We start from the raw sequence: 18862 nt of genomic DNA, 5'->3' as shown, positions 1-18862 counted from the left end.
ATTCTAGTCCGTGCAGGCGGGCTTTGTTTGTATAGAAGCGATTTCAAGATCCGATTTCGATCGCACCTCTACGCGCTTCAATCAAAAACAGGTTCGCTTTCTCGTAATTAGGACGTTCTGGCAATTTAGTTGCAGCAAAAGCCCGATCGAACTCACCGTGCAAACTCAACCGCCAGCGATTCACCTCATCCCAGGATATTTCTTGGTTGCGGATAGATAAAAGTTGCGATCGATAATCCTGCACGCGAACGGGTACAAACCCCTCCTTGAGCACCGTAATTCCTGACAGCAGCAAGCGAATTAAGTGCATCGCGTGCTTCCAACGAATTTCCCCGGTATTGCGGAGGTCTTGCTCCATTTTTTTAAATTGAGACAAAACGTAGCTATTGTAAGTTTGATAAACCAATTGAGAAAGAAAGATTTCCCGAATTTCCAGCAATTCTTGTGCTACAGGAGAAACAGTTTCTACTAAAGGCGTGTACAAACATTCTAGCACATTTGGATTAGCTTTTAGTGCCAAAACTAGAAACTTTTGCAGTTCCCAATAGCATTCCTGATTTTCCTTGTTTTCCAATTGTTCTGGAATGCCGTAAAGCGACCAATGAAGTATTGCGGGCGGCAGGTAAATCCCGCGTCTGTCTGTATCAGATTGCTCGTTATCAAGACCATAAGCTCTCGAACCAACAATGCAGCGATAAATTATAGAATCATAGAGGTTATATTCTGCAAGAAAATCTCCTCCTGACTGCAATCCTTCGCTCTGAAACTGCTTGCGGATACTGAGTTCGTGCCGCCGCAGACTAACTTGTGTTCCGTCTGGGAATTTGACTAAATATGCGTGGGAATTGTCCGTAGGCGATTGAACGATGACACCTACTAATCCCGGTTTCCAAGATTGGTCGCCTGCGGGGTTTTTGACCTCTATTTTGGTGACAATTTGGGTTCCTGCGGGGATGATTAAGTTGAAATTTTGAGGAAGATTGGCATTTGCCATGAGGGAACCTCCTGCGGGGGCACGAGCTACAATGCTAGTGTAGCATATGTGTAGTATAAAAGGGGTTTTGGGCGATCGCGGATTTGGCCTTGTTGAAAATTGTCTAATTATCAAGGAGGAACACCGCCAGCGGGTTGAGGCGAAGGTGTTGGAAATTGTCGAGACTCACCCGACAATTGCAGCAATTCGCAACGGGGAAGCGGTGACGGACTTGCAACTGGTGGTGTTATAGCGTAGACTGAGGCAAGAGTTGGGTGGGTGGAACGTACAGTTAGTTGTCGGAGTTGAATATTCGCAAGGCGTTTAATTTGAAGGTAAATAGTTTATTATCGTTTCTGCGAGAGTTGTTCGAGATTGAGGCATTGCCGGATTATCAAGATGTGGTAAGGCGGAATTTTGAGGATTTTATTGCCCAACGGCAGTTTAACTCCACTCTGATTCAGTTTTTAAGGGCCGTGCAGAATGTGTTTTTGAAGAAGCGACGGTTGGAAGTTCCGGATTTGTATGAGGCACCGTTAGACAGGTTTGGGGAGGATGCTGTGGAAAGGTGGTTTACTCATAAGTGGATGAGCTGATTGAATTTGCTGAACACCTTGTGGCTTAGAAGTATAAATATCAACACCTAATTTTATAGATTGATAAGGAAAAACAGCGTTATTAATTATGGAAATGAAGGCTTTATTCCCAGGATATTACCGTTTAAGCAAAGATGAGTTTGCTGAACTTTGGCAAAAATGTGTATTTATTCTAGATACGAATTCTATTTTAAATTTATATCGTTATAATGAGGAAACTCGCACAGATTTTATTAATCTTCTCCGTAAGATAGAGAGTCGCTTGTGGATTCCTCATCAAGTTGCTCTTGAGTTCCAAGAAAATCGCACCACAGTAATCAATGAACAAAAGAATAAATTGGAAACTATAAAAACACTATTAACTAAAGAAGAATCTCAGATTAAAGGAGAACTTCGTAGATTCTCTGTAAAACATGAAGATTTTCTTTTAAAGTTAAATAAATTGTTTGATGAATTTTTAGAGGAAACCAGACTCCTTGAGAGTCAAGAATTTAAGTTAGAGGAACAAGATTATATCAGAGATATTATTGACAACCTTTTTAAAGACAAGATTGGTGAACCTCCGACTGAACAAGAGTTGAAATATATATATATAGAGGGAGAAAAAAGATACCCAATTAAATATCCTCCTGGATTCCAAGACTTAAGCAATAAGAAAAAGGAAACTGCTTATCTTTGTAATGGAATGTCTTTTAAGAGAGAATATGGGGACTTGATTCTCTGGAAAGAAATTCTCAAGGAGGTAAAGACTCGCAATTGGACACACGTTATCTTTATCACTGATGATGCGAAAGAAGACTGGTGGCGTGAGGAAAAAGGAAAAACCGTTGGTGCGCGTCCTGAATTAGTTGAAGAAATTTGTAAAGCTGGAGCATCTATCTTCTATATGTATACTCCAGATCGTTTTCTAAATTTTGCTAAAGAATATCTTGAAGTAGATATTAAAGAAGAGTCCATAAGTCAAGTTAAAAATATATCTGAATCTAAGGAAGCAGAAGAAGTAGAAAAACCATCTAATCTCACAACAGGCTCCTCGATTTTTTATCTATGCCCTAGTTGTGGCAAACAAGCTTCTTTGTTAATAACGTCTGAAAATATTGGAGGAAAATTTGCTAGTGTCTATAGGTTGAACTGTTCAAACTGTGGATATAAAAGCTTTACAGCACAACATCAATAGTCGAGAAGGAATAGCATAGTACAATTATGCTCACTGACCCAGAACTCCGATCGCCAGTTGACCCAATTTGGGATAGATTACGATCGTCTGGACTCTGGAACCCAAAGCAGGATGAGGTTTTTGATCGGCGGCGCAGGTTACAAGGGAGAGATTGCTGAAGTTAGAGCATATTAGGGGAATAAAAGTGCGGGAGTTGATGAGTTTTATAGATAAAAAATGAAAGTTATAGAAGTTATTAAAATGTTAGAAGATGATGGTTGGTCTTTAGCTAGAACAAAGGGCAGTCATCGTTAATTTAAACACCCCGAAAAGCCTGGAAGTTTCACGGTGTCAGGTAATTTAGGCGTTGAGATGCCAAGTGGTACGCTTAAAAGTGTTTGGCGACAATCTCAACTAGAGGAGGAAGATTAATGCGTTATGCTGTTGTAATTGAAAAAGGTGAAACTAGCTACGGTGCTTATGTTCCAGATTTACCGGGATGTGTAGCTGTGGCTGAAAGTTTAGAAGAGGTGAGAAATTTAATTAAAGAGGCGATCGCATTTCATATTGAAGGACTACAAGAGGATGCTTTTCCTATTCCCGAACCAGTCTCTATTTGCGAATATGTTGAAGCTTAAGAAGCTGAGGGCGGTTGAAACCGCGGCTACACAAAATTTCGTCCCAGCAGAGGGGGACTAAGAAATAAGAGGAATCAGAAAATAATTTAGATGGGCAATACTGGATTTGAACCAGTGACCCCTTCCGTGTGAAGGAAGTGCGCTACCACTGTGCTAATTGCCCGCAGATAATTAATATACCATACTAACTTCAGATTCGCAACTAAATTTTTCCTAAAAATTCAGCATCTTGTTTCCGAGTTAAACTCGACACAATGCCCATAAGACAGGCATTTGTCGAGCCTGACATCAATCAACCACCCACCAACCCGCCGAGGGGCCGACAAATCGCACTACAATCCACCAAGCCACCAAAAGGCTAATCCCCATCCAGCTTCCGCGACTTGTCCACTTCACAAAATCTTGGCTTTGGGTTTTCGTGATTGGCAGCCAGGGAAGGATGCGTTCTTCTTTACCGTATTCGTCGCCGATCGACTCTTTGCGACGCTTAGCTTCACCCATAATCTTTGTCTGCTAAATTAGATTTCAACTCAATACCTAACCAAATTATAGGCCAACAGGTGATCTCAAGCCTGCGTCAACCAAGTCGTATCCAAATAATCAATCCTCGCAAAAGGACTCAAAGCCGCTAAAACCTGCTGTCCGTAACTGCGGTGAATCACCCTGCTGTCGAAAATCGCCACTACCCCTTGACGTTCTCGCACCGGCGCGATCGCCCGCTGCAACTCATTCAGCGCCGCCGGCAGCAAATACAACCGAAACCAATCCCTGCGCTGCTCCTTATAATAAGCCACACGCGCCGTCACCAAAGGATTTTCCAAAGAAGGCAATGGCAAAGTTGCGATCGCCAGCAAGTGAGGTGCCCTCAATTCCCCCTGATGTTCCCGCCAAAACTCCCACCCAGTCACCAAAATCGCATTCTCGCCCACATCGGTTTTTTCTACCCGCACCCGAGAACCGAACTCAGAAGCCAAAATCGCCGCCAGCCGAGCCTTCAGCGGTACATCACCAACTATCAGCACCGTTAAACCCGCCACCGACGCGCTCATCAACAGCAAAGTCCGAATTTCTTCAATTAAAACACCCTGAAATTCCGGCGTATTTGGCAGCGGCAGCCAGTTGGGAATGTACAGTTGAATTAATTCGCTTTGTCGATCGGGCGAAAACTTAACGCTCGTCAACTCTGGCAGTCCCATCATTTGCCGGAAGAGCGGAGCCTTCGGTTCCACATCCACCGCCCCCCCAATCAACACCACAGGCTGACAATCCCAAATTTTGCTCAAAACCTCAGCCACCTGCACCGGCGCGCAGAACAGAGAAAATGAGCCAGCCTCCCGATTAATTTGCGCCCACCGCAGTCTGCCGTTTGCTTCCCACCGCTGCCAAAAATTCCTCCAAGCAGCCGGAATCAGCGAGTTTGGCTCGATCCTTTCAAACAGCCCCTTCAAAATATTTTGCTCTGCGGTTTCCAGCAAATAGCACTCGTCAGGCTTAGCCGGATGCTGAAAGAAAGCCCGCGTTAGCATTACCCGCCCTTGGAGGATTGCATCGGCTTCCAAAGGCTGAGATTGCATTAAATCATTCCAGTCAGCCGGTTGCAAACCCGCCGTCAATTGCTGGCGCGTCCAAACTTCCAAGTCATCCACACCGTCGATAATTGTCGGAATATTGCCCTGAAGTGGCGAATCCACCGCCAAGCGAGCCGCCAGCCAAGACTGCGGATCTGCTAGCATCAATCCTCGTCCCGTGGCACGATCGGAATAACTCTCGATCGGCCGATCAGTTTGCAGCCACTCTTGCAAGCGCGGAATTTCCACCGCCTGCAAATGTTCTAGCAGCGGTGCCGGCGCCACTACAATCACAGGCTCCGGCCACATCAAAATCGGCATCAAATAGCTGACTCGATACCGCTGTCGGTAAGCTCCAGCGGGAAGCCCCGTTTGGATCAGAGCGCTGCGCCCCAAGCGCAAAGCCCGCGCCACGAGCCGCGCCATCGTTAAATGGTGGGGCCAGTGCGGCTCGGAGTTCGATCGCAGGAAACGGAGCAGCGAATTGTGGACTTCTACCTCAATCAATCGATTGTACTGTTGACATTCCTCAATCAACATAATCAAAACTGGCGATAAAATCAACTACTTTTTGACCTACAGGCAAACTGAATTTACTCTCCTGATTATTTGCACCTCGCTTACCAAACTTCGGGTGAGACTGCACGGTCAAAATCTCCTGCCCCGAACTAATTAAAATAGTTTGGGTAGGTGACTGAAAAAACTGTGTTTGCCGATCGGCATTTAGTGCTGTTTGCAGCTTTTTTTTCACCTCATTTAAATTATCCATCGCTGCATTCAATGCTTTATACAACTGCACTATCCGTTTTTTTTCCAAATCTTGACTTTCGATAATTTTGCTGACCGTCACAATATTTTTCTGAGTTTCTAAGGCGTCATTAAAAGGAAGAATCCCTAAAAAAGCTGCTGGCAATAAATGCTCGTCGCTATCAAATCTAAAAGTGAGAGTTGTTCGGCGGTAGCCGACTTCAATATTGGGAGGACAGCTCATTGCCCCGTAATGCCGAGCTATTTCGCTGTAAGCTGTTGCTAAAGTGCTGTTTGCTGAGTAATCTAAAAGTGCGTCAACCACAATTCGCACCAACCCGGGCGTGTGATTTAAAAATCTTCTCGCTTCTGAAGGCGAATTAAATTGTTGAATCTGAGTGCCATCGCCTGCGCGGCTGATGTCAACCCACTGGCAAGTAATATCATCTGCGATGATGCCAAACCGGGGAACCAAATACAGTTTTGCCCCTGTTAAAGTTGCCCCCTTCAAATCAGCGCCCACCCAATCTGCGTTAATCAAATTGGTTTCTGTCAAATCAGCGTGAACCAAACTAGCATTTGCTAAATTAGTATTTCTTAAATCTGCTCCGTTGAGGTTAGCTCCGCTGAATTTAGCATCGCTCAGATCGGCGCCGTTGAGGTTAGCTCCGCTTAAATCGGCCCATTTGAGGTTAGCTCCGCTCAAATCTGCACCGCACAGATTTACTTGCTGCAAAGAAGCTTGTCTCATATCGGCATTGCTCAAATTGACGCCGTTAAGTTCTGCTTTCGTCAAATCCGCGCCGTGCAAGTTAGCTTCAGTAAAGTTAGCTGATGAAGCCGAAGCACCTCTGAGATTTGCACCGGAAAGATTAGCACCGCACAGGTTAGCTTGCGTCAGTTTTACCTCTCTTAAATCTGCTTCAGTCAGGTTAGCGCCGCTGAAGTTAGTTTTACTGAGTTCGCAGCGGACTAATTCGCTTCTAATCAGGGATGCTCCGATTAATTGAGCTGCACTTAAGTCGGCTCTCACTAAGTTTGCTACGTTGAGAGTAGCCCCGTTTAAGATTGCCCCCGAGAGATTGGTGCTGCTGAGTCTAGCCACATTCAGGTTAGCTTCGCTGAGGTCAGCTTCGCTCAAGTTAGCGCCGCTGATGTTGGTGATAAATAAGCTAGCCCCCCTTAAAATTGATTGGCTGAGGTTGATGCGGCTGAGATTAGCTTCATTCAGGTTGATTCCTGTGAAATTTCTGTCGCCTTCTGTGTATCTTTTGACGAGGGCAAATCGTTTGAGAAGTTCTTCAGCTTCCATTGTTTTTACCTGAATGACAGGGCTCGCGGCTAACTTTTCTGTGGCATGAATAGAAATTATCTCAAATTAATTTATAGTATTTACTCACCGAGCTGATAAAAGCTTTTGACAAACTCAACTACCGTATTTAGCGGCGGGGTTGTGAATCTTTGGGCTTTAATTGCCGGCCCGATCGAGGTTTTGTTGACTTCCGGCAAATTTGTCAAGTTTCTGCCAAAGTCGGGGTGATAGTGAACCATCAAACTTTCGGTGCTGGAGTTAGCCAGTACAGTTTGGGTAGGCGATTGGAAAAAACTCGATACCGGTTCGCGATCGAGGCGAATTGGCTGAATTTTCATTTCCCCTATTTTTCTAATTGTTTTGGTCAGGGTCACGTTCAATTGCACTACCAGATTTGAGACTCGGACGCCCAGGTTATTGCCGCTTTGTGGTTGAATCATCTTGATCAGAGTAATGAGATTTTTCTGAGTAAATGCCGCGTCGCTAAAGGGAATAATGGCAACGAAAGCTGTGAGAAATAGTTGCTCGTCCTGGTCTATTCTAAATGAAATGATTGTGCGGCGCGAATTAACTTCTATGCTGGGAGGATTGCTCAAACCCGAGTATTGACGGGCAATTTGGCGGTAGGTAGCCGCGAGGACAAAGTTAGCGTCGGGGTCTAGGGGTCGATCGACAATAATTTGAACTGTCGGCGGTGTAGCATTAAAAAACCGTTGAGATTCTTCTGGGGTAAAGCGCTGAATGTGGCTGCGATCGCCGTTGGGACTCATGTCAACCCAATCGCAGGTAATATCATCTGCTTTCAGACCGAACCTGGACACCGCGTAAATTTTTGCCCCCGTCAGGGCCGCCCCCGTCAAATCTGCGCCTACCCAATCAGCATGAATCAAATTCGCTTGAGTCAAATCCGCGTGTACCAGAGTAGCGTTCAACAAATTGACATTGCTCAAATTTGCCCCGTACAAGTTGGCCCCGCTCAATCTCGCTTCGTCGAGGTCAGCGCCTGTCAGGTTCGCCCCGCTGAGGTCAGCCCACCGGAGATTAGCGCCTCGCAAGTCAGCGCCGCTGAGGTTGGCCTGAGACAGATTAGCTTGTCTGAGTTCGGCATTGCAGAGGTTGACTCCTCGCAAGTCTGCCCTGCTGAGGTCGGCTCTGTGCAAGTTTGCCCGTTCCAAGTTGGCCGCTGTCAGGGAAGCGCCTCGGAGGTGAGCCCCGCTGAGGTCGGCTTGCTCTAGATTGGCTTCTCTGAGGGTTGCTTCTCTCAAATCTGCTTCGCTGAGGTTTGCACCGCTTAAGTTTGCACCGCTGAGGTCGGCTCGGATCAGTTCGGATCTGATCAGTGTGGCTTCGACGAGTTGGGCTTCGCTGAGGTCGGCTCGAATCAAGTTAGCGACGTTGAGGATAGCGCCGCTGAGGTTGGCTTTGTTGAGATTGGCACCGCTGAGTCTAGCAACATTGAGTTTGGCTTTTCTCATGTTGGCGTTAGACAGATTGGTGCCGCTCATGTTGGTGAGGCTCAAAATTGCCTCGCTAAAATTAGCCCCGCTGAGATCGATCCTGCTGAGATTTGCCTCGCAAAGCAGGATGGCAGTAAAATCTCTTTCTCCTGCTGCGTATTTGGCGATGAGTTCTTCGGCGTCCATGCTTTTCATTTTCCCTGATGTGTTAGCTAAAACAAAGCTTTGTTGTGCCAACCTTTAAAATAGAATAAGCATTTTTTGTAACTTGATGCAATATGCCTAGACATCTATATTGTGGAAGCCTTTTATAAAATCCAAAATGGTAGTGATATTAGCTTGACCCAATTTTGTGCTTTCGACTAACTTGCCGGAGGTTGAGTTGTTCGGGTCGTATTTTTTAATCAGCCGCTTGCCGAAGGCTGGATGGTGATATACACTGAGTCTTTGGTCGCGGGAATTAATTAAGATCATCTGTGTAGGAATTTGAAAGAAATTGATGCTTTCGCCGATTTTTGGAAAAGAACTTGAAATTTTGATTTGGTCTACTTTGCTAATAGCTTGATTGAGAGCTTTGCTGCATAATTGGACGTGTTTGGATTCTTTGACGTTAAGTTTGCCTGCATCGTGAGATTGAATCATTTTCATCAAAGCGATCAGGTTTTTTTGAGTTGTGGCGGCGTCGTTAAAAGGAATGATGGCAACGTAAGCGGTGGCAAATAATTTATCGTCGCTGTCCATTTTAAAGGCGAGTACGGTGCGCCTGGAGCTGACTTCGATCGTGGGCGGCTGACTTAAACTCGGGTATTGTTGGGCAATTTGGTAATAAGTTGCAGCTAGGGCAAAATGAGCGCCTTGGTCTAAGGGCGAGTCAATCACAATCCTAACTGTGGGCAAGGACGAGTGAAAAAATTCTTGGGTTCCTCCAGAGTTTAACCAGTAAATTTGGCTGTGGTCGCCGTTGGGGCTGAGGTCAACCCACTTGCACGTCATGCCTTCGGTTTTGATTCCGAGCCGCGAAACTGCGTGGAGTTTTGCTCCGGTTAAGGTGGCTCCGGTTAAGTCGGCTCCAATCCAGTCGGCGCGAATGAGATAGGCATTTGACAGGTCGGCGTGAACTAAACTGGCATTGAGCAAGTTGGCGTGGCAGAGGTCGGCTCGGCTGAGGTCGGCGCCGCTCAATTTGGCTTCGCTGAGGTCTGCCCAGCGCAGGTTGCAGCCGCTGAGGATGGCCCAGCGCAAATTGACGCCGCTGAGGTCGGCTCCGCTGAGTATGGCTTGAGTGAGGTTGGCTTGTCGGAGTTCTGTGCCTCGCAAGTCTGCGCCGCTGAGGTCGGCTCGGCTGAGGTCGGCGCCTTGCAGGTTGGCTTGTTCGAGGTTGGCTTCTGTCAAGGACGCGCCGCTGAGGTGAGCGCCTCGAAGGTTGGCTTGAGCAAGGTTGGCTCCTCGGAGGGTGGCTTCGGTGAGGGTTGCTCCGCTGAGGTTTGCTCCGCTGAGGTTTGCTCCGCTGAGCTCGGCTCTAATTAGCTCGGCTCTGATCAGTTTTGCTCCTGTGAGTGTGGCTCTTTTGAGGTCAACTCGCACTAGGTAGGCGACGTTGAGGTCGGCGTCGGTGAGGTCGGCGCCGCCGAGATGGGCGCCGCTAAGTCTGGCGATGTTGAGTTTGGCACCGGTGAGGTTGGCACCGGTGAGGTTGGCTCCGCTCAGGTTTGCTACACTCAGATTCGCACCCTTGAGGTTGGCTCCGCTCAAGTTGACGCCGCTGAGGTTGGCCTCAGTCAGGTTGATTCCGGCAAAGTTTCTTTCTCCGGCGGCATATTTTTTCAGGAGTTCCTCGACTGTCATGGGGGCGGCACCGTATCAAATATCCCCATTTTATTGCTATGAATATCGGTATTGTAGGACTTGGTTTAATTGGCGGCTCGATCGGGCTGGATTTGCGATCGCGCGGGTTTGATGTTTTTGGGGTTTCGAGTCGGCAGGAGACTTGCGATCGGGCGCAAGCTCGCGGTGTTGTCGCTGAAGCCAGCATACACCTTTCTCTGATGGCAGCAGCCGATGTGGTTTTTATTTGCACGCCGCTTAAGTCGATCGAGCCGATCGTCCGAGATTTGGTGCCCTATCTTTCCCCTGATACTATTGTAACGGATGTCGGTTCCGTAAAAACACCCATAGTGCAGGCGGTGTCTTCTCTGTGGCCGAATTTTGTGGGGGGACACCCGATGGCGGGGACTGCTGAGAGCGGGATTGAGGCGGCGGTAAGGGATTTGTTTGTGGGCCGGCCTTATGTGGTGACGCCGCAGGCTCAAACGCCGGCGGCTGCGGTGGATAAGGTTGAGGAAATTGCACGATCGCTGGGTGCTAAAGTTTACCGATGCGGGCCGGAAGAGCACGATCGAGCTGTGGCTTGGATTTCTCATTTGCCGCTCATGGCGAGCGCGACGCTGGTTGCTGCCTGCGATCTTGAGGGCGATCGGGATATTGTTAATTTAGCTCAACATTTGGCGAGTTCGGGTTTTCGGGACACGAGCCGCGTTGGCGGCGGCAATCCCGAGCTGGGAGTGATGGTGGCAAAGTACAATCGAGAGGAATTGTTGCGATCGCTCTCTATTTACCGCGACAGTCTCGACGAGTTCATCAGCGATATCGAAGCCGAAAATTGGCAAGGTCTCGAACACAAGCTGAAGCTGACTCAAGAAGCGAGACAGAATTACAACTTGTAAGCCAAAAATTGCTTAAAACTGTCCCCGTCTCGATTATGATTTGTGGACGCCTATATATTGAGTTTCAATGTACACTTATTCTCGACTCAAGCGAGTTTTACTGGGTGAATCTCTCCCCACTAGCGCATCTATTCACGAACGGCTGAGCAACGCTACAGGACTAGCTGTTCTTGCTTCCGATGCGCTTTCGTCTGTTGCCTACGCTACTCAAGAAACTCTGCTGGTACTGTTACTAGCGGGGAGTAGCAGTTTGAGTTTATCGCTGCCTATTTCTGGAATTATTATTTTACTGTTGGCGATCGTGGCGCTGTCTTACCGACAGACAATTAAAGCGTATCCCAACGGTGGCGGCGCTTACATTGTGGCGCGAGAAAATTTGGGTATTTATCCGGGTTTGATCGCGGCAGCTTCGCTGATGATTGACTATATCCTCACGGTAACTGTGAGTATTTCTGCTGGCGTTGCGGCCTTGACTTCCGCAGTTCCCTCGCTGCTGCCCTATACCGTTGAACTGTGCTTAGTTTGTATTGTCCTGATCATGTTTGCCAATCTCAGGGGACTGCGGGAATCTGGCAAGATATTTATGGTTCCCACCTATGCGTTTATCGTGGGCATTTTTATCTTGATTGGCTGCGGTTTGTACCAACAGGCAACAGGTCAAATTTTGCCGGCATTAGAAAATATTCCAGCTAAGGAACCTTTGGGATTGTTTCTGATCGCGCGCGCCTTTGCGGCGGGCTGTACTGCCCTGACTGGAGTTGAAGCCATATCGGACGGAGTGTTGGCTTTTAAGCCTCCTGAATGGAAGAATGCGCGCCTAACTTTAACTTATTTGGGAGTAATTCTGGGATTTATGTTTTTGGGCATTAGTTACTTAGCCCATATTTATCAGGTGATTCCTAGAGAAAACGAAACGCTCCTTTCTGTGTTAGGAAAAGATATTTTTGGAGTCGGAATATTTTATTACTATTTGCAGGCAGCAACTCTGTTGATTTTGCTGTTGGCTGCGAATACGAGTTACGCGGATTTTCCGCGACTTTGTTATTTTTTGGCGCGGGACGGGTTTTTGCCTAGGCAGTTGTCGCTGTTGGGCGATCGACTGGTTTATTCTAATGGCATTAATCTGCTCAGCCTCTGCGCTGCTCTTTTAATTATCATCTTCCGAGGTGATACGACCGCAGTAATTCCGCTGTATGCGGTTGGGGTTTTCACTTCTTTTACTCTCTCCCAATCGGGAATGGTAATTCACTGGTTCAAAGAGCGAGGTAAAGGTTGGCAAGCTAGTGCTGCGATGAACGGTATCGGTGCAGTGGCAACCACGCTAGTTTTGAGTGTAATTGTCGCCACAAAATTCCTTTTGGGAGCTTGGGTTGTCGTAGTCACTATTCCGATCGTAGTCAGTCTGTTTTTAGCCATTAACCGGCACTATCGGTATGTAGCGGCTCGCTTGAGCATTCAAGGAATAGCACCTATATCTTATCCTCTCAGACCTAAAGTTAAGGTGGTGAAACATCCGGTAGTGGTGTTAGTCGGGCAGTTACACCGGGGAACTTTTGATGCCCTCGATTACGCTCGTTTAATTGCTGATGAAGTTGTAGCAGTTCACGTCGATATTGGTTTGACCGATAGAGCAAAATTACAAGCGGCTTGGCAAGATTTGCAATCTGACATTCCTTTGGAAATTCTGGAATCGCCTTACCGTTCAGTCGGTGAGGCTTTGACTCACTTTTTGGCTTTGTTTGAAGAGCAGCGGCCTGGAGTATTTTTAACGCTGATAATTCCGGCTTTTGTGACGCGAAATTGGTGGGAGGGACTGCTGCACAATCAAACTGCTTTCTTTTTGAAGGCGGCTTTACTGGCTAAAAAAAGTCGGGTTGTGACAACAGTTAGATATTATCTGTAAACTATGAAAACAGGAATTATTTAGGAGACGCTGGGCAAAGAAACCGGGTTTCTGACCAAAATTTTTGCTTGGCTGCGAAGTATTTAGGCAGAAACCCGGTTTCTAATACTCGCTGGCGGTTGACAGATCAAAAATGATGTGCCAGGATCGACATAGGTAGAAAAGTTGCCTTCAACTTGTCTCTGAAAAGATTGCGGCTGCTGAACCAAAGTCTTTTAACAACTACAAAATCTCTTCAATTTGTGGGGGTTGCACTGCAACCCGCAACAGACTACTTATGCAGCAGCCAAAAAACTTGAACAGGCTTTTGCGAGCTTTGTCTCGGCAAGGTCTTGATGTGAGTTACAACAACAAAGTTTACTCGATTTGTCTCAATAGTTCTCTGAAAGAACACTGGCAAGATGCCAATTCTACAACAGAAAACAGTGAAAATGTTTTTGCTACAAGAGAAAACTGGCAAGATCCTAGTTTCACAACAGCAGAAGTTTTGCTCCCAGAGGGTTTTCCTGTGGAAGCAAAGGCGCTTAAACAGTTGGCAAATTTGGCGAATGTTCGGCATCCTCAAGGCGGTTGCGTTTGTCGCGCCTGCGCTACTCCTGACTTCCATCCGGGGGATTCGGGGGTGGCGATCGGCTCGATCGTCCAAACAGCAGGAATGGTGATTCCGGCGGCTACCGGTTCCGATATCAACTGCGGGATGCGGTTGCACGTTGCGGATTTGTCGATCGAACAATTCCTCAGTCAGCGCGATCGCTTTGTAGAATTACTCAAAGGCGATTTTTTCTTCGGTACTCGCGATGTCAGCATGACTGCAAAAACTGCTCGCGCGATGTTCCAACACGGGATTCCCGGATGGCTGGATGCAATGCTGGATAAGGCAACTGGGAGTGTGGCAAATTCGGATTTCGAGCAGTTGGCGACAGAGTGCGATCGTACTTTTCTCGGCGGTTCCATGAATGGCGATGTCAAATGGGCTCCCGAAGAATTAGTCCCAAACGACGGCTTAGTCAGGGATGGCGGCTTAGCTACCATCGGCGGCGGCAATCACTTTGTCGAAATTCAAGTGGTTGAGGAAGTTGTCGATCGAGCTACGGCTTATGCTTGGGGAGTTCGATCGGGACAAATCGCTTTCATGGTTCACTCGGGTTCGCGGAATGTCGGCAAATACATCGGCGGAATGTGGCGCGATCGAACCCGCGAAGCCTGGCCGAAAACCCTGAAACATCCTGAATCCGGGCTTTTTCCGCTGTCTGTCGCAGCAAATCCCGAACTTGTGAACAGCTACCTGCAAGCGGAAGCAACCGCCGCTAACTACGGTTTTATCAACCGTTTGCTGCTAGCAGAACTTCTGCGCTGGCGTTTGCGGCAAGTTTTCGGCGATGTCGAAGCTCCCTTGGTATACGATGTGCCTCACAATATTACCTTAGCTGAAGGTGCCGGCTGGGTGACTCGCAAAGGCGCTTGTCCCGCACATTCCGGTCAGCCTGTAATTGTACCGGGTTCGATGGGCGCGCCGTCTTATTTGCTGGTTGGGAAGGGCAACGATCGATTTTTGCGATCGGCTTCTCACGGTGCAGGAAGGGCGCGATCGCGCTTCGATATGAGTCGCAAAGGTGTTGACAAAACTGACTCCGCTTTGGGATTAACCGGCGTAGATTGCATTACCTGGCGCGAAGAACGCAGAATCGAAGAAGCACCTGCCGCTTACAAGCCAATTCAACCAGTAATTGACGTTCAGGTTGAGGCGCAAATAGTTGGTGTAGTCGCTAAAATGAATCCAGTGTTAACGTTTAAAGCGTAGCCTGGGGCTATTTCTCCGTTTTCAATAACTGGTGTCTAAACCAGGCGGAAAGCCCGTTCTCAAAGACAATTTCTTAGTTGTGGAACGGGCATCTTGCCCGTTCGGAACAGGCGAAAAGCCCGTTCTCAAAGACAATTTCTTAGTTGTGGAACGGGCATCTTGCCCGTTTCTAAAGCTGTGAGAATAAGTGCAAAATCTAAAAATTGCCCAATTACCCCCAATCCTCAATTGTCACCACATCAATCAAAACCTGTCCATCCCCTAAAGCGGCTGCTGAAGTACGGCCGCCGCTACCGCCTGAAAGCTTGGCTGGCAAGTATCTGTTCGCTGCTGAATAAATTCTTCGATTTAGCACCACCAGCATTAATCGGTATTGCCGTTGATGTGGTGGTGAAACAGCAAGATTCTATCCTCGCTCAGTGGGGCATCAAAGATGTTTTTTGGCAACTGGCAATTATCACTCTTTTGAGCGCGATTGTTTGGACGTTGGAATCTGTTTTTGAATATGCCTATGATTATTTGTGGCGCAATTTGGCTCAGGATATCGAACACGATTTGCGTCTGGAAGCTTACAGCCATTTGCAGGAATTAGAATTAGCTTATTTTGAAGAACGCAGCACGGGCGGTTTGATTTCTATTCTCAACGATGATATCAATCAACTCGAACGTTTTTTGGACGACGGCGCTAATGAGGTGATTCAGGTAATTACAACGGTTATTGTGATTGGCGCGGCTTTTTTTGCCGCATCTCCTGGTGTTGCTGGGCTGTCAATGCTGCCGATACCTTTTATTATTTGGGGCTCGATCGCCTTTCAAAATCGCCTCGCTCCTCGCTATGCTGACGTGCGGGAAAAGGTGAGTTTTCTGAACGGGCAACTGTCGAATAATTTGATGGGAATTACTACTATTAAAAGTTTTACTTCCGAAGATCATGAAATTCAGCGCATCGAAACACAAAGCCAAGCTTACCGCCAAAGCAACCGACGGGCGATCGCACTTTCGGCTGCTTTTATTCCGCTGATTCGGGTTGTGATTTTCTTGGGTTTTATTGCAACACTATTTCTGGGCGGTTTGGAGGTAGTGGCGGGCCGGTTGTCTGTGGGAACTTACAGCGTTTTGGTATTTTTGACCCAGCGGTTGCTGTGGCCGCTGACTCGCCTGGGAGATACTCTGGATCAATACCAGCGCGCAATGGCTTCTACTAATCGGGTGATGAATTTGTTGGATACTCCGATCGCAATTCGCACGGGTGATATTCGGCGGCCGGTTAGTTCTATTAAGGGTGAGCTAGAATTTAAAAATGTTACCTTTTCTTACAATCAAAGAAAACCCATATTGCAGTATTTTTCCCTGACTCTGCCGGCTGGAAAAACTACTGCGATTGTTGGCGCTACTGGTTCGGGAAAAAGTACGCTGGTGAAACTCATCTTGAGGCTGTACGAGGTACAGTACGGCAATATTTATCTCGACGGAATAGAATTAAATAACCTGAATTTAAAAGATTTACGGAGAGCGATCGGATTGGTGAGTCAAGATGTGTTTTTGTTTCACGGTACGGTGGCAGAAAATATTGCTTACGGCAGTTTTGAGGCAAGCAATCGAGAGATAGTAAATGCTGCTAAAATTGCGGAGGCTCACGAGTTTATTTCGCAATTGCCCGACGGTTACAACACTATTGTAGGGGAACGCGGTCAAAAATTGTCGGGGGGACAGCGGCAGCGAATTGCAATTGCGAGGGCTGTTTTGAAGAATCCGCCGATTTTGATCCTTGACGAAGCTACTTCAGCGGTGGATAACGAGACGGAGGCGGCAATTCAGCGATCGCTCGAACGAATTACCAAGAATCGCACTACAATTGCGATCGCCCACCGTCTTTCTACTGTCCGCAATGCCGATTGCATTTGTGTGATGGATGAGGGGATAGTGGTAGAATCGGGGCAGCACGAACAACTTATCGAACAGGACGGAGTTTATGCGGCGCTCTGGCGCGTGCAATCTGGTATAAGATAGAAACGCAGCGGTTTTGGGTAATTGGGAATTGGTAATTAGTAATTGCTAATATCATGTCTGGTCGCATCATAACTATATCGGTGGGGCGGGTTTATGAGATAATTAGTTTGACACGTAGATTGTTGGTAAAACCCGCCCTTACGAGATCGAAAATTATCCGATCGCGAATCAACCAGACACGATATAGTTGGTAATTTGACTCCTAACTAATGACAACTGCCAACGGACAACTGACTGCTGACTGTAAAATATTAGTTTATACAAACAAGAAGAGAAAATGTTTCTATTTGATAGCCCTGAGTCCAAACGCAACGAAAATAGCTGGAGCCGCAAGTTAGATAAATTTGTGAAAGCTAATCAACATGAATTGGCCGCTTTGGCTTGGGGACTATTTCTGGAAAGGGGAGAGGAAAGCGAGGAGATTTTAGCAATTGATATTGCAGAAACAGCGCGTTTTGTGTATTGTAAGAAAGAGGCGGTTGAAGAGTTGAACCGTCAAGTAAAAAGCCATATTCAGGAAGTTGTAGGTGTGTTGAACGCTCACAAACCTGAGAAAGAAGTGGCGATTTTGGCGATCGGCGAAGGTCAAATCAAGTTGATTCTTTTTGAACCTAAGCCTGAACCTCCTGTTTGTTTTGAGGAAGCTGCGACGGATGTTGATACATTGCTGGCTAGGCTGGAACAGCAGATGGCCGAATACATGAAAGGATAAGTTTATGGGCGGGGTGGGTTTACGAGATAGTTAGTTTTCAACAATTATGGTTGGGAACACCCGCTCCGCAGAGCGCGCAAATTATACAATAATTAATCAAAGCGAACAAATTATCTGCTAGGTCGTTTTCAACAATTTCCCCTAAACTTTCCGGCGACCCAAAATCACTTTGTAATAACTACAAGAACCTGCTATCGGCTCCAAAATAAACCCCATTAACAGACCAGCAATCGAGTTTCTGACTAAATATTTGGGCAGTAAAAAAGCGATGACCTTAGCTCGCCAATAGGAGTGTAGGAAATTGAGAGATAGTTTTTTTAACCTCCCAAGGGTTGGTAGAATAGCAAAAGATAAATCTTCGCTTTTTTCTACATTAAAACCTGCGGAATTTGCGAGAGCGAGCCAATTCTCGATTTCAGCAAAGCCATGCTGCACTGCCATGCTAGCTTCTGTTAAACAGGTAGCCATTTGCAAGTCTCTATCAAATGTTGCGAGTGGGGCTTTGCGATAACCATCAAACACAATCAGTTGACCGCCCGGACGCAAGATTCGGAAAATTTCTGCTAGAGGTTTTTGGGGTTGTTTGGCATGGCACAAGCACTCGAAAGCAAACACAATATCAAATGATTCATCGGGAAAATCTAGTTTGTTAAAATCCCCGATTTTAAAGGATAAATTATTAATTTTAGTGTTTTTTTGCGTGGCAATTTTAATATGCAATGGGGTCAAATCTACTCCAGTAAATTTAACGTTTGGATATTGTTCTGCCAAAAATTGACTGTTAAATCCTTTACCGCAGCCAATTTCTAAAACATCTTTAGCAAAAAGCCGATCGATTTGTGCGCCGACTATTTGAGGTTGGACGTAGTAACCATCTGCTTTAAATACACCATCAAAGTTTAAAGCCATGTGTATGGCGTCTCGCTCGGAATGATAGAAACGATAGCCCAACTCGCTTTGAGTGTAGTAAGGTACTGTAATATTGGTGTCGAATTCTTTCAGGATGCGATCGCAACCAAATAATCTGTCAATTTGAGCTAGCGCTTCTGATAAAGTTAATTGATAATTCAGGGTAGAATTATCTTGGTTAAAACTTCTTTTCAAGAGTTTAATAATAGTCTGTTGCAAATAATGCCTCCAATCGTTAATGATTTGCAAATTTACATTATCGCACTTTTGTTTACAGTCTTGCGATCCAGGATAATACAGCATATTCCATGTATAGCCTTTCTCAGTAACATGAGGTGCTCTCGCGGGCAGAGGGCA

At 46.6% G+C, this 18862-nt stretch carries 17 protein-coding genes and 1 tRNA gene; 10 read left to right on the top strand and 8 right to left on the bottom strand.

Going from position 1 to position 18862, the window contains the following annotated elements:
- Nucleotides 1–43 precede the first annotated feature (43 nt).
- Entirely contained in the window at nucleotides 44–994 is a 951-nt protein-coding gene (locus tag QUA02_RS02880) for a nucleotidyltransferase domain-containing protein (RefSeq protein WP_333025175.1), read from the bottom strand.
- A gap of 46 nt (nucleotides 995–1040) precedes the next feature.
- Between QUA02_RS02880 and QUA02_RS02875 the strand changes: the two genes are divergently transcribed.
- From QUA02_RS02875 to QUA02_RS02860, 4 genes are all read left to right on the top strand, one after another.
- On the top strand, nucleotides 1041–1226 hold the full coding sequence (locus tag QUA02_RS02875; RefSeq protein ID WP_333025174.1) for a hypothetical protein: 186 nt from the start codon (nucleotides 1041–1043) through the stop codon (nucleotides 1224–1226).
- A 52-nt stretch (nucleotides 1227–1278) separates the two neighbouring features.
- A complete protein-coding gene (locus QUA02_RS02870; protein ID WP_333025173.1) occupies nucleotides 1279–1569 on the top strand; it encodes a type I restriction-modification enzyme R subunit C-terminal domain-containing protein in 291 nt (96 codons plus the stop codon).
- A gap of 88 nt (nucleotides 1570–1657) precedes the next feature.
- Nucleotides 1658–2746, top strand: coding sequence for a PIN-like domain-containing protein (locus QUA02_RS02865; protein ID WP_333025172.1), 1089 nt, complete (start codon nucleotides 1658–1660; stop codon nucleotides 2744–2746).
- A 410-nt stretch (nucleotides 2747–3156) separates the two neighbouring features.
- The gene (locus tag QUA02_RS02860; protein ID WP_236506884.1) at nucleotides 3157–3363 is read left to right on the top strand and encodes a type II toxin-antitoxin system HicB family antitoxin; all 207 of its coding nucleotides are present in this window, start codon (nucleotides 3157–3159) and stop codon (nucleotides 3361–3363) included.
- 91 nt (nucleotides 3364–3454) lie between these two features.
- Here the strand turns inward: QUA02_RS02860 and QUA02_RS02855 are convergent.
- From QUA02_RS02855 to QUA02_RS02830, 6 genes are all read right to left on the bottom strand, one after another.
- A tRNA-Val gene (locus QUA02_RS02855) sits at nucleotides 3455–3526 on the bottom strand.
- Nucleotides 3527–3651: 125 nt separating this feature from the next.
- Complete coding sequence (locus QUA02_RS02850; RefSeq protein WP_333025171.1) at nucleotides 3652–3864, bottom strand: DUF2839 domain-containing protein; 213 nt, start codon at nucleotides 3862–3864, stop codon at nucleotides 3652–3654.
- Nucleotides 3865–3929: 65 nt separating this feature from the next.
- Nucleotides 3930–5438, bottom strand: coding sequence for a helicase C-terminal domain-containing protein (locus QUA02_RS02845; protein ID WP_333025310.1), 1509 nt, complete (start codon nucleotides 5436–5438; stop codon nucleotides 3930–3932).
- 22 nt (nucleotides 5439–5460) lie between these two features.
- On the bottom strand, nucleotides 5461–6990 hold the full coding sequence (locus QUA02_RS02840; protein ID WP_333025170.1) for a pentapeptide repeat-containing protein: 1530 nt from the start codon (nucleotides 6988–6990) through the stop codon (nucleotides 5461–5463).
- Between the two features lie 80 nt (nucleotides 6991–7070).
- Nucleotides 7071–8633 (bottom strand): pentapeptide repeat-containing protein, encoded by a 1563-nt coding sequence (locus QUA02_RS02835; RefSeq protein ID WP_333025168.1) that lies wholly within the window; start codon nucleotides 8631–8633, stop codon nucleotides 7071–7073.
- 96 nt (nucleotides 8634–8729) lie between these two features.
- Nucleotides 8730–10292 (bottom strand): pentapeptide repeat-containing protein, encoded by a 1563-nt coding sequence (locus QUA02_RS02830; protein WP_333025167.1) that lies wholly within the window; start codon nucleotides 10290–10292, stop codon nucleotides 8730–8732.
- 38 nt (nucleotides 10293–10330) lie between these two features.
- Between QUA02_RS02830 and QUA02_RS02825 the strand changes: the two genes are divergently transcribed.
- The 6 genes from QUA02_RS02825 to ccmS all read left to right on the top strand — a co-directional run bounded on the left by QUA02_RS02825 (nucleotide 10331) and on the right by ccmS (nucleotide 17596).
- The gene (locus QUA02_RS02825) at nucleotides 10331–11170 is read left to right on the top strand and encodes a prephenate/arogenate dehydrogenase (protein ID WP_333025166.1); all 840 of its coding nucleotides are present in this window, start codon (nucleotides 10331–10333) and stop codon (nucleotides 11168–11170) included.
- Nucleotides 11171–11237: 67 nt separating this feature from the next.
- Entirely contained in the window at nucleotides 11238–13073 is a 1836-nt protein-coding gene (locus tag QUA02_RS02820; protein ID WP_333025164.1) for an APC family permease, read from the top strand.
- Between the two features lie 277 nt (nucleotides 13074–13350).
- Nucleotides 13351–14874, top strand: a complete 1524-nt coding sequence (locus QUA02_RS02815) for an RtcB family protein (RefSeq protein WP_333025163.1) — start codon at nucleotides 13351–13353, stop codon at nucleotides 14872–14874.
- Nucleotides 14875–14905: 31 nt separating this feature from the next.
- Nucleotides 14906–15055 (top strand): hypothetical protein, encoded by a 150-nt coding sequence (locus tag QUA02_RS02810; protein WP_333025161.1) that lies wholly within the window; start codon nucleotides 14906–14908, stop codon nucleotides 15053–15055.
- Nucleotides 15056–15084: 29 nt separating this feature from the next.
- Nucleotides 15085–16884, top strand: coding sequence for an ABC transporter ATP-binding protein (locus QUA02_RS02805; RefSeq protein ID WP_445305117.1), 1800 nt, complete (start codon nucleotides 15085–15087; stop codon nucleotides 16882–16884).
- Between the two features lie 277 nt (nucleotides 16885–17161).
- Nucleotides 17162–17596, top strand: coding sequence for a beta-carboxysome assembly chaperone CcmS (gene ccmS / locus QUA02_RS02800; protein ID WP_332979639.1), 435 nt, complete (start codon nucleotides 17162–17164; stop codon nucleotides 17594–17596).
- 141 nt (nucleotides 17597–17737) lie between these two features.
- Here the strand turns inward: ccmS and QUA02_RS02795 are convergent, their stop codons facing one another.
- On the bottom strand, nucleotides 17738–18724 hold the full coding sequence (locus QUA02_RS02795) for a class I SAM-dependent methyltransferase (RefSeq protein ID WP_333025158.1): 987 nt from the start codon (nucleotides 18722–18724) through the stop codon (nucleotides 17738–17740).
- Nucleotides 18725–18862: the final 138 nt, after the last annotated feature.

It is taken from the genome of Microcoleus pseudofavosus SVA1_A4, from assembly GCF_036700565.1.
Taxonomy (GTDB): domain Bacteria; phylum Cyanobacteriota; class Cyanobacteriia; order Cyanobacteriales; family Microcoleaceae; genus Microcoleus.
Note: the sequence above shows the minus strand (reverse complement) of the source record. Positions and strands in the feature narration are given on the sequence as shown.